The organism is Quyinboa ferrireducens (assembly GCF_042436675.1).
Taxonomy (GTDB): domain Bacteria; phylum Bacteroidota; class Bacteroidia; order Bacteroidales; family UBA5342; genus JBHJHP01.
Genome location: NZ_JBHMVA010000001.1, coordinates 741402 through 754925, shown reverse-complemented (window position 1 = coordinate 754925; position 13524 = coordinate 741402). Strand labels below are relative to the sequence as shown.

The window sequence follows — 13524 nt, the reverse complement described above, 5'->3', positions numbered from 1 at the left end:
TTATTCAATCACCCATTCATGAATACCTGTAGAAAACCTCTCCGGTAATTTAACCATCATTCGTAACGCAGTGGTTTTTACCGGTTCAATATTTACAGAATCCCAACTGTCTTTTGTGATAGTGTATTGTCCAAGGGTCTTAACCGGAACCCAGTTCTTACCTGATTTATACATTACTTTCCATTCTGCAGGAATACGACAACCTCCGAACGGTCCATCATCAAACCAATACACTTTTACCATATTTACAGTTTCTTCATTATCAAAATCGTACTGAACCCATTCCCATGCATTGTTTTCAGGCCACCAGTGATAATAGGGCCATGTATGGTCGTTGGCATCCTTAGGCATTAACTGGTCGTTAATGGCAATAAGACTTTTAGTGGGACGCGATGCTGAAAGTTTACTTTTGCTGGCAATGGAAGGTGCAGGCAAAGGTCGTACACTTTTTTCGTTATACGGAAGCCATACTGCCATTTCTCCGGGTCCACGATTATTCCATGCATAATACGGAATCAACTGAACAATTTTTTCTTCACTGTATTCCAAACCTCCATTTTTGGTTGCGCGGGCAATTCTTGCAGGAATATTAATGGTGTAAACACCATTTAAAAGATGATCGTTGTGCTCAACAGTAAGTTCTTTATCCTTGTCAAAAATCAGATTTAATACTTTTCCGTCCTCCACATCAGGCCATTCCGCAGCATACATCAATGGTCCCCGTTGAATGGCCATTTTATCGGCATCTGCTTTTATATTTTCATCCGCCTTAACTTCACGCGGTTCCATTGGCATATTTAAAGAAACAACATCGCCCTTCGTCCATTTCCGATCGATGGTTACATATCCGTGTTCCGGTTTAACCTTCATATCCTTACCATTCACATTAAGCGTTACCTCAGGATTAACACCATCCATAAAGGTATATAAATCTCCCGGAATGGCTTCATTTCTTGCCCAGCCAGGAATCCTTAATTTTAAAGCGAACCTGGCTTTGTTTTCTGGGTTAATAGTCATCTTAACCAAACCGTTCCATGGGTATTGTGTCTCCTGGCTGATAGTAACATCCTCATCACCAAGCTTGATTTGAGCAGTGTTGGCCATATACAGGTTTACATAAATGGCATCGTTTGTTTTTGCATATACATAGCCGGGTAACGAAGGTAAAAGTCTGGCAATGTTCGGAGGACAGCACGCACAACCAAACCATTTACTACGGCTGTGTTGTCCTATTGATTCCAGTACATTAGGATAGAAAAAACGGTCCCCGGTTAATGAAACACCTGATATCAACGCATTATATAAGGTTCTTTCCAGAACATCCATGTACTTTGCTTCTCCATCTGACAGAAATAAGCGGTAATTCCAGAATACGTCTCCAATTGAAGCACAGGTTTCACAATATGCAGCCATATTGGGTAAATTATACGGTTCATCAAAACCTTCGTTCCCACCTGAGGCACCAATTCCTCCAGTGACATAGGTTTTACCATATACCATATCCTGCCATATGGCCCTGCTGGCATGAAGGTATGACTCATCATTATACAAGGCAGCGATATCTGCCATTCCTGAATACATGTAAGTAGCCCGAACAGCATGTCCCACAGCCCGGTTCTGATCCACTACTTTTTCATGTGCCTGATTATACTCTGATCCGCCAGGTCCCCTGACATCAAGGAAAAATTTAGCCAGATCGAGATAGCGCATTTCATTTGTAGCCCGGTAAAGTTTCACTAATCCCATTTCAACAACCTGGTGACCGGGATAATCTTCAAGCTTTCCCCATCCAAAGGTACGGTCCAGCATATCTGCAGCTTTAATGGCTATGTCGAGAAAATTTCGTTGTCCTGTTGCCTGGTAATGTGCGACAGCAGCCTCAAACATATGTCCCAGGTTATACAGCTCATGACTCAGTTCATGCACTTTATTCCACCGGCCATCGCCAACCCACGGATGCGGGTTTGTACCGTTCTTTTCAGCAATGGTAAGGTTGGTATAAATATATCCGTCCTCCTCCTGTGCCTTTCTTATTTTATCAATAAGTTCATCCAGCTTTTTCTGCAGTGCAGAATCCGGCATGGTTTGCAAAGAGTAGCTGGCTGCTTCAATAATTTTATATATATCACTATCGTCAAACGGATACTCTGAACAGAATTCGCCTTTTGCATCACCAGCTGCAATCTCAAAGTTTTTTACACGGCCTGAAATCTCCGATTGTTCTATGGCAATCGGAATGGTCACGTTATGATTGATTTTGATTTTTGGAGCCCAGAACTGATCAGTCACATGAACAGCAGTAAAAGGAACCGGTTCAATGGGATATTGACCTTCTTTTTCAGTTTTAACCTCTGTTTTACAGGATGAAAAAAACACCAGTAAAATTACCACACCTGCAAAAGCAGTAAAATGTTTTGAATTCAGTTTTTTCATATCCATATTATTTAGTTCGGTTGTGCGTTTGTAATAGGATTAGTCTCCGATAATAACCCTTTTATTTCTGCTTCAGTCATGCTTTTATTATATAATCTGATACCCGAGATACTGCCCGAAAAGTTCTCATCAGGATTACCGGAGGCGCCAATATGTATTTCAGCAGGTGTAACAAACAGCATCAGTTGAGCCTTTTTATCCAGTTTCCCATCCACATATATACTTTCTGTCATGCCATCAAATGTTACGGCGATATGGTGCCATTTGTCTGCTTCAGGCACTTTGGAATAAGACATATCGACCGCGCCATCACCGTGAGCTGCTGCGCCGTAATTTCCTGTTCCGTAGTACATGGCAGCATAAGATGCCTGCAACATATCACGCCGTGATGTCCAGCTTAAAAGACATTCTCCATGTCCTATTTCAGGATTCTTCACCCAAACTGCTGTAGTAAAAGGTGCATTCCAGGCCATACTTTCAGGTGGAACAGCAGCCAGTCTGAGTGACGATTTTCCGTCAAAAACAGCAGCCATCACTCCATCAATATTTTGTATCGTAACATTCCCTCTTCCGGTAATTTTCCCACCAAGTGTCCCTGTATTAAGCACAGTTTCACCGTTTAACTGACCTGGTTTCTGATCCTTAAAACTGATATCTACCAGACATTCCCCTGTTGGCTGAGGCGCTTTATCCGCATTTGAAACCATTTGCTGGAATTCGGGGATGTCCATCTTCCCTTTTGTAACGTTTACATTCCATATCCCGGCATAAAGACCTGGTTTCTCTACGCCCGTAACGGTAATTCTTATAAAACGGGCCTTGGCCTTCTTTTCGTCAATAACCGGTGATCCTGAAACTTTATTATTTGTTTTATCAGCATAAACCGACCAGTTTTTGCCGTCCTTCGATATCTCTGTTTTGTATTGATAAAAATGAGAAGGGTATTCAAAATCTGTCAATATACGATCGAAGGATTTTGTTTTACCAAGATCAATTGTTAGGGATTGTGGCAACTCACAGCCATCGGCTTTCCACAATGTATTATTGCTGCCATCTGTAGCGTTTGACGGACTATAAGCATAATCAACAGCTTTGTTTCCGGTAAACCTGCTTCCCCTTGTTTTCAGATGGTAATATGATGTGGCTTCAGCTTTAGCTCCCAAAGCAAGATTTTCAGGACCCAAATTTTTTACACCTAACGCACATAAGCCATCTTCTGTCGGTTCAACTTTTGCAATGGTGTGATCATTAATAAAAGTAAGCTTGTCCACACAGGTTTGCCTGAACATGCCACCGGTACTGTGCGGATTATCATGCCGGTGATAAACAATATAATAATTCCCGTTATCTTCAAGAACAGAATGGTGACCCGGTCCGTCAACCAACGCACCGTCGCTTGACAGGACCGGATTATTTTCTCCGTATGTAAACGGGCCGGTGGGTTTATCAGAATATGCATAATGCACCGCGTAAGAATCCAGCTTGCAATCGCCGGCAGAATACATTAAAATGTAAGTATCATTCTTTTTCATCATATAAGCAGCTTCAAAAGCTCTAGGAATCTGAGAAATGGGAATAAATCCTTCCTCTTCGATGGTAAACATATCATCGCTGTTGATCTTTACCCATCCCATACCACCAAAAGATGTACACCAGGTTCCGAAAAAGGCATATAATGATCCATCATCATCCTGGAAAAACTGTGCATCCAGTGCAGGAAGATACTCTTTTCCCGTTCCTACCGGAATAACCGGTTTCCCTTCATTTAACGGCACCCACGGACCAACCGGTGAGTTTGAAACATAGCCGTAAATATTGCAGCCATACTGACAATTCCCCATATAATAATAGTACCGTCCATCCTTACCTTCGAGTACATCAGGTGCCCAGCAATTAGTTAAACCATCCGGTAAAGACATCTCCATTTCCACATTGACCCAGTTTTTCAAATCCTTACTTACCCAAACGGAAGGCTCTCCGGATGCCAGCTTAATACCATCTGTTGTTGCATAAATATAATAGGTATCACCAAACTTTTTAATGGTTGGATCGGCATAATAACCCGGCAACAACGGGTTGGCAACAACCGTAAATAATGAGGTTAACAATATCAGAATCAGGCCTGCTCTTTTCCGGTGCTTCATCTTCACTAATTTTGGGATTATAAATTGAAAAAACAGTATTATGTTTCAATCCAAAACCAGCTAATTGTTCCGGATCCGGATACCAATCAGCTGGTTTTTTGAATTACCATTATAAATACTAATTATTAATCGTACGGGCTGTAAAAAGTGGTCCGGCCCTGTGTCCTTTATGCGGAACCAGTTTTACTTCAATGATATCTTTACCTGAGGTCACTTCTTCAGGAATTTTATACTCCATATCCATGAATTTTGCCTGGTTTAACGCTGAAATATTCTCAGTAGCAATTACTTTATCATCAACAAGAATATCAAATGTTTTTGAGCCGTTATAACCACCCCAGTATTCCAGTACCAACGATGTTGGTTTATCCTTGTTAATTTTCATTTCAAATGACATCCATCCACCCCTGTTCACTTCGCGGTACTTTCTTTCTTTGAACTCATCTATCCATGTACGTTCATCTTTAAACTTATGATTTCGTTCCGGCTGCATTTCGCCCAAACGGATAAAATCAATTGTTTTAGCTTCCAGTTCCTTTTTTCGTTGCAGATCGGCTTTATATTCAGCTTCTTTTACTTTCCATTCTTCCGGAGTATAGGTATCCCAAAATATCGTATAACGCCTGTCGTGTGTCCTGTAGAATGGTTTTAAAATCACTTCTCTAGGATAGGCCACATCTGTCAATTTGAATGTGTTTTTCTTACCTTCAACAGGAACCAGCCAGTCTGCAGGATTGACATCCTTTGTCATCAAAACCGGCACGTACATTGGATCCTGGGACTTCGGATCCGCCACTGGTCCTAAATCTCCGGACAGTACCACAGGTCCGTTAAAAACTGCCACTCTGTTCTTGTTATCAGGCATTGTTTCAAGCCTTAAAGAAAATGGGAAGCTGATCTCCACCACATCTCCGTTTTTCCATTTACGGCTCACCTTAACAAAACTACCCGGTTCGCTATTGACTTTTTGACTTTCACCGTTTACTTTAATATCAATACCTTTCAATGCCCAATGAGGATAACGGATCTGCAGTGCCAGTTCTACAGGCTTTTCGCATTCAAATTCCAGCCGTGTACCTTCTTCTTCGGGAAATGCCGTCAGCTGTTTAACTTTCAAACGTTTATCTTTCCAGTTTAATTCAGATGCAATAAATTGTACCAGATATAGTTCCTCGTTATTGTGATAATAAATATTCTTACTGTATTTTGAGTGATTTTCCATACCTGTTCCTACACAACATGTAAACCATTCCGGATCCTGATAAACTTTGAAACCACCCATATCCAGAGACAAATTATAGATTACATGACCCGATTCAGGATGCTGTGAAGACCTGATATGGTTGAACAATGCACGTTCGTAATATTCCATTACCGCAGGATCAGCTGTCCATTCGAACAGATGCTCTGACAGCTTTAACATATTATATACATTACAGGTTTCTGTAGTATTGTTACTCAGTTCATTGTTCAGTTTGTCCGGATAAGTCAGGTATTCATGATTGCCATTACCACCTGTTACATAGCTGTGGTGATGTACCATAATATTCCAGAAATTCACAGCTCCGTCGTGATCCAGCTGATCCCCGGTCAACTCATATCTTCTGGCCAGTCCAATAAATTTCGGAATTTGTGTATTGGCATGTTTCCCTGCCAGGATATCTTCGCCCTGTTCAATAGGATCTATGATGGCTTTATGCTGAAATACTCTTGAAAGCTTAAGGTACTTTTCATCTCCTGTATAGTTGTACAATTCTGCCAGTGTTTCGTTAATGCCCCCATGTTCGCAATGCAACATTTCCTGAATCTGATCGTCATTCAGGTCCTTAACAATGGTTGCCAGCCAGTCTGCAAATTTCACATTAATTTCGAGGGCCTTCTCATTGCCAAACACCTTACATACATGATCAAGTCCGTCCATCACTTTGTGTTCGGTGTAAAAAGGCACCCAGATACCATTGAGGTCGAAACCCTGAGCCCTGATGTTACCCTTGGCCACTTCATCTTCCAGAATTCTCTTGCCATTCGGGAAAGCCCCTATATAACCGTCGCCATCTGCCTGCTGACATTCATACAACTCATCAACAATGTAGTTGGCTCTACGCTTAAACTCTTCATTTCCTGTCGATTCATACATCAAGGTTATAGCCGAAAGATAATGTCCCAGACTATGACCGGCTATGGTTTCATCTTCCCATCCTCCATAATGCTCTGCTTTGGGTTTCAATCCGGCTTCTGATCTGAATTTAGCCAGCAAACGATCCGGTTCATAACTTAACAAAATCTGTTCATTCAGCTCTGTTGCATGCTTAAACTGTCCGTCTAAAAGCGTTACATCTTCTATTTTGAACGGCAATACTTTAAATGTAATCTTTTCCAAACCATTCTTTTTAACCGGCTCAGGAGATTTTGAGCATGATAAGAATAATCCTGTAATACTAACATAAGTAAGTACTGCTAAAATACTTAGAATCCTGTTCTTCATTTATAATCAATTTGATAATAATTATTGTATCATTATTTTGTTACTACTGTTCCCTTTACTGTTTAGGTGGACAAAATATAAACCATCTTGAACCAGTTTAGAACAATCAATGGTGCTATTCCCAGCACATATTTTATCAAGAATGCCCCAACCATTTAAATAAATTATTTTCATTGCTGGAGGCTTATCTAAATATCCCTTTAAAAGTAACACCAAAATATCATATGCTAAAATTTAATAGTAATGCAAACTATGCGAAAAAAAATGGAATTCATCCGAATAAATGTTGAAAATTCTGAAATATATGTACAAGTTCACATTTTATATAATTAAAAAATAAAAAACTATTCTTCTATTTATCAAATAGTTAACAATAAAGGCTAGTGAGTCTACATAAATTAATTATTCAATCAATAAAGCATATATTGGTGATCTAATAGAAGAATAATTTTGGGAACTGATTTCATTGAATTAGTGACGTAAGAAACAAAAGTGGATGAGGACTAAATTATCCGTCACCCACTTTGTTTAAAACTTCAATATCAAAATCAAGTAAAGATTAAAATCTTTATTTATTCTAATGTAGCAGTGATAATGAATCTGAAATAGTTATTTTCATTGGTAGTATCTCTATAACCAACACTAATTTTATAACTTGATCCAGCAGTCAATCCCGGAGCTCTGCCGATGTACAACATCTGATCAACAGTATTGGTTTCTGCGTAAATATTGAACCCAACCAATTCAGGATTCCAATTTGTCACAGCCCCAACATCATCAAGCCAGTATCCAGGAGGAGTGGCAGTGTAATCACTTGTAACATCCCATACGATGTTATCGGGATCTGTTATATCAATCGCATACATACGGATAGTACCACCATTTGCATCCAGGTTATTCAGGAAATCTTCTACACTTAATCCAAAAATCGTATTAATTGTTTCAGCGTACGTATTAAAGTCTATTCCAAAACTACTATAATCTCCATCAGGTATACTAATACTGGTAATAACTACTGTAGGATCTATAACAGACAGGTTAAATGCAAACCGGAGATACGTATCATAATCCGGCCCCGCTACAGCAAAACCAACGTTAAAATACAGCTCAGTACCTGCTGAAACATTTTCATTCATATTTACTATGAATGTTTTAGCTGTTTTATCAATATCAATACTGGCGGTTTGTGCTGTAGTACTAATACCTCCTGCTGTGTTATAATACCATCCGGTTGTCCCCTTGGTCATTGGGGTTTTGTCCCAAGAACTCCAGGTAGCACTTACACTTACATTATAAAACACAATGGAACCGTCGGCAAGGCCACTTATAACCTGATCCAGACTCATGTTCATTTTCTCCAAAAATTTGTCGGCATAGTCTGCCAGATTGATGGTCTGTGGTTCAATATGTCCTGCTGCAAATTCAAGATTTGTTGTGATAGTTGCTTCAGGATCGGTTCTTAAATACGGATTCTCATCCGGGGCGTACACATGTTTGCTTGTTGCATCCTCAATATTGTCTTCGCAGGATGTAAACACAATAATGAAGCAAGTCATTAAAACATATATTAAATTTCTTTTCATGCTGTTTAAATTTTAAAACGAATTTTACGTGTTTTACTCTCCATATCCCGGATTCTGAACCAGGTTAATATTACCATCCATGAAATCCTTTGGAATCGGATAAATATTATTATGAATATCTGAAGGATCTGCCAATGCATTTTTGCAGAACCATGATTTACCGTTGTAAACATTCTCGTTGGTTCCCTGGATATGAAAACGAATAAGGTCCTGACGGCGATGATGCTCTGCAACAAATTCCCAGGCCAGATCATCCAGTAAACCGCCTAATTCAACATCATCGCCTCCTTCGGTTGTTGTGATCCATACATCCTCCTCACCCATTTTGCCCTGATTCTCAAGATGTCCGTACTGGTAGACGCTACCTCCTTTTAACTGAGCCACAGTCCGAATAGCTTTCTCCGGATTGTTTTTAAACGCTCTGCTTCTTACTGCTGTAACCAAATCTGCAGCATCCTGTTCAGTTTCTCCTTTATAACCACCCAATCTAAGAAGACACTCTGCTTTTATCATATAAGCATCTGCAAGACGGAAGAACGGAACATCATCATAGCTAGAACCGTAATCTCCTGACAAAATCTCATACTTAATTAAACGTCCTCCTTCGAAAGGATAACATCCAGGATTATCAATACTGTGTATGGACTTGGTATAAATCAATGGTTCACCATCCACCATAATAGGAGAACCGCTTACATCATATTGCTGACCCAATGTCCAGCAGGCCTCATACCGCCCATCATCTTCATCGTATGTATCTAAGAACTGTGGTAAAACAGTACTCCCACCTGTAGCCCAGCCATTAAAATTCCATACAGCTCTACCAGCGGTGTGTATCCATTTATTGGCATAATAGTTTCCTCCGGCATAATTTTTGGCAAACGGAAGACCAAATATTACCTCAGGACTGGTAGAAATATCTTCTCTGAAATTATCCGAATAAGATGGAGCGAGTGCAAACTTTCCACTCCCAATAATTTCATTTATTTCATCAATAGCCTTGCCATAATATGAATTATCGCTGAATTCATTAAACCATGCGTTATGGTTCAAATACATCTTAGCAAGAACCATATTAACGGTGTAATCATTAATGAATCCCATATTCACTTCAGATCCACATTTCCCTTTAATATCATTCAACTCCTGAATAATAAAATCCCATGTTTGCTGCGGAGCAGCCTGATTCGGGAGCCAACCAGCAGGATGATCATACGTTGTATCCAAAGGAATATTCCTGAATAAATCGAACAGTATATAATAATATATTGCCCTATACCCTCTAAGTTGAGCTGATGACGATTCAGAAGCCTTGACGGCTTCATCTGCCAATAACTTATTACAAGAGTTTATTCCCACATATGAATAATTCCAGGCTGTCCAAAAGTGACCGATTTGAGAATGAAATTCGTGTTTGTGCATAGAAACATAGAGATCTCCCCAACCAATACCTATACGATACGGAGTACAATACAAGTCTGATGATTCTTCCATAATGTCGCAATACCCATTCCATTGCCAGTATACGTCACGAAGGCTGCTGTAAACAGGAGCAAATAAACTAGCTGCATCTTTTTCCGAAAATTCATATTTTTCCGCTGCAATGGTATCATAAATCGTCTCGCTCAGGTCTGTACAACCAGAAAAAACGATAACCATTGCCCCTAATACCGATGCCAATATAAACTGATATATTTTCGTTTTCATATTATTGTTTTTTAAAAAGTAATATTTAGACCAAATGTAAACGAACGGATTGACGGATACTTGTCCCGCCAGTCGATACCTGATGAAAGCACATCATTATTTGACAATTCAGGATCTAAACCACTGTAATTAGTTATACAGAATAAGTTATCACCCGAGACATAGGCCCTGATTTTTCTTACATATTTATTTCCTTTCAAAGGAACATCATACCCAAATGTAAGGTTGGTCATTTTGACAAAATCGCCATTCTCCAGATAATAGCTTACAATGGTTTGTTTTTGAGAAGAAGACAAGGTATATTCCCCTCCATAAGGTGCATCAAGAACAGATTCCAAACGATTATAAGCAATTGAATTATTTTCATAAAATGCTCTGGGTTCATTTAATATCTGAAATCCCAGCTGACTGGTCAAAAGAAAACTCAGGTCAAAGTTTTTATACCGGAAAGTATTGCTCCATCCAAGGTAAACTTTTGGAATAGCATTACCAAGATACTGACGGTACTTGTCATTATTTAACATGTTATCATTAAATTCCTCAGCCTCTCCTGTTTCAGGATTTTCAATTAACCATAATCCATTTTCGGAAACACCTACTGATTTCAAACCGAAAAAGTTACCGATTGATTTTCCAACCTCAAGCCGCTGAGTTGGTATAGTGATAGGTTCACCAAGCCACGCTTCGTCATGTTGATTTGCTGTTTCATACAGATCATTTGAAAGGCTCAGAAGCTTATTGTCGTTAAATGATGCTGTAACTGTAGATTCCCATTTGAATTCCATACCTTTTACAGGTGATCCATTAATGGCAATTTCTACCCCTCTATTACGCATTTCGCCAACATTGGCCAGAGTTTGGTTGTACAAATTTGGTGGCGTTGGTACATCGAACCACCAGAGCATATCAGATGTTTTCTTTGTATAAACATCCACCGATCCACCGATCCTATCATTCAAAAAACTAAATTCGAGCCCAACGTTATATTCCGTTGATTTTTCCCATTTCAGATCCGGGTTTGGATTTGATGCAATTATAAGGCCGGGATTCCACTGTCCATTTTCATAATAGTATTGGCTACCTAAACTGTAACGAGTTAATGAGAGGTAGGATGATTGCGGTATCACACCGGTAACACCAAAACCAGCACGTAACTTCAGGTTGTCAATCCAGTTAAGTGATCTCATAAACTCCTCATTACTGATTGTCCATCCTAACGAAGCAGACGGGAAGTTACCCCATTTATTATTTTCCCCGAATTTGGAAGAACCTTCATGACGTATACTGATCAAAGCATTGTATTTGTTGGCATATCCATAACTCACACGGCCAAAGAAACCAATTAAGGTATTATCATTTTTATAGCTCCCCATACCTGCGTCACCTTTCTTAAGAGCAGATCCAACACCTATATTATTGTACTCAAAGAAGTCATTCTGAAAATCGAAGTTATTCGCGTTGAATCCTTCATTTACATTATATTGATAGCTGTAACCAATCAATGCATCCAGCCTGTGCTCGTTAAAATGTGCATTATATTTAGAGGTCAGATCAAGGTAATCGGTACGCGAATCAGCAAGTGAATGGTAAGCATAGCCTGTATGATTTTCCATTTTCTGGCTGTAATATTCAGAAGTGTAATATCCTTTATCATGCCCCTTAGAACGCCGAGTGGCGAGCATCAAATTGGTTTGCCAACCTTTAACAGGTTCAAAAGTAATGTTACCGGTAATGCGGGTCCATTCTGAATCATAATTGCCTTTGCGTTCCTTTACCATACCAACAGGATTGTAGTAATAGTTAACCTGGAAGTTTTCAAAATAACTGCCATCCTCATTCCATATTGGCTCTGTTGGATTATGTATTATAGCCTGTCTATAAATATTTGATGCGCCTCCGTTACTGGCGTTGGTAGCACTGTTTTCATGTAAACCTTTAACCATATTAAGGTTGATTTTTAACATGTCATTCAGCATCCAGTGCGAAAGGTCAAAACTTATTCGCATTTCCTTATTATAGGTATCAATAATCACACCTTCTTCATTGCGATAATTAAAATCACCGGAGTAAGTAGTTTTACCTGTTCCTCCGGAAATATTCAGGTTATGATTATGCGTGAATGCATTCCTGGTCACTGCTTCCAGCCAATCGGTATCATAGCCTTTATCTTTAAAGCTGGTTAACTGCTGACGAATTTCATTTGGCCCCATAAAGTCAAGGGTCTTCCCGAAACTTGAAACAGACGTATAGCCGGAATAGATGGCTCTTGTTTTCGTATCACGCTTTCCTGACTTTGTTGTAATCAGAATAACGCCATTCGCTCCTCGTGTACCGTAAATTGCTGCTGCTGATGCATCCTTTAATACATCAATAGAAGCAATATTCTCTGGAGCAACAGTCCCCAGATTTCCTTCTATCCCATCGATCAACACCAACGGAGAATTACTTCCTTCAAGTGATAAAACCCCACGAAGACGAATAGTTGATTCGGCATTCGGGTCTCCATTTCCCTTTGTGATAGTTAAACCGGCCACTTTACCTTTTATTAATTCAGCTGCATCCTGAACTTTACCCTGAATAAAGTCCTCTGATTTAACACTGGCAACAGCACTGGTAATATCGCCTTTTCGTTGTGTTCCATAGCCAATTGCCACAACCTCGTCAATATCAATAGATCCTGATTCTAAAGTAACGTTAAGTACTTTCTGATCTGAAATCCTGATTTCCTGGGTCTTATAACCAATGTACGAAAAGCGGAGAATGTCGCCCTTTTCAACTTCAAGACTGTATTTACCATCCAAATCTGTGGCAGTACCATTAGTTGTGCCTACTACTAAAATTGTGGCTCCGGGAATTGTATTCCCTTCTGTATCCTTTACGGTTCCTGTTACTGTCATTGTTTGGGCAAAAACAAAAACCGGGAAAAATGCAAGTAGCAGAACAGAGAAAAATACTTTGTTTTTTCTTGCTAGAATTGATTTCATTTCACATCGTTTTAAATTTTGTAATTATAACTACCAATTATTAATTTCTGGAAAACTATGGCAGTTAAAGGATTTAAGTTACATTCATTAGTTTTTCATTTACGTCGAATCATATGTCAACTGCGACAATAAAAGAAAATACGGATTGTTAATCTGACTTTTTCATAATCGAATATTTTGGGTTAGTT

The 13524-nt window shown here is 39.4% G+C and carries 6 protein-coding genes; all 6 read right to left on the bottom strand.

What is annotated here, in order from left to right; translation table 11 throughout:
• Window positions 1-2433, bottom strand: a complete 2433-nt coding sequence (locus ACE01N_RS02845; protein WP_380584607.1) for a glycoside hydrolase family 127 protein — start codon at window positions 2431-2433, stop codon at window positions 1-3.
• Window positions 2434-2444: 11 nt separating this feature from the next.
• Complete coding sequence (locus ACE01N_RS02840) at window positions 2445-4577, bottom strand: family 43 glycosylhydrolase (protein WP_380584605.1); 2133 nt, start codon at window positions 4575-4577, stop codon at window positions 2445-2447.
• 118 nt (window positions 4578-4695) lie between these two features.
• Entirely contained in the window at window positions 4696-7062 is a 2367-nt protein-coding gene (locus ACE01N_RS02835; RefSeq protein WP_380584603.1) for a beta-L-arabinofuranosidase domain-containing protein, read from the bottom strand.
• A 572-nt stretch (window positions 7063-7634) separates the two neighbouring features.
• On the bottom strand, window positions 7635-8645 hold the full coding sequence (locus ACE01N_RS02830) for a DUF4859 domain-containing protein (RefSeq protein ID WP_380584601.1): 1011 nt from the start codon (window positions 8643-8645) through the stop codon (window positions 7635-7637).
• Window positions 8646-8678: 33 nt separating this feature from the next.
• Entirely contained in the window at window positions 8679-10352 is a 1674-nt protein-coding gene (locus ACE01N_RS02825) for a RagB/SusD family nutrient uptake outer membrane protein (protein ID WP_380584599.1), read from the bottom strand.
• A gap of 11 nt (window positions 10353-10363) precedes the next feature.
• Window positions 10364-13336 (bottom strand): SusC/RagA family TonB-linked outer membrane protein, encoded by a 2973-nt coding sequence (locus ACE01N_RS02820; protein ID WP_380584597.1) that lies wholly within the window; start codon window positions 13334-13336, stop codon window positions 10364-10366.
• Window positions 13337-13524 lie beyond the last annotated feature (188 nt).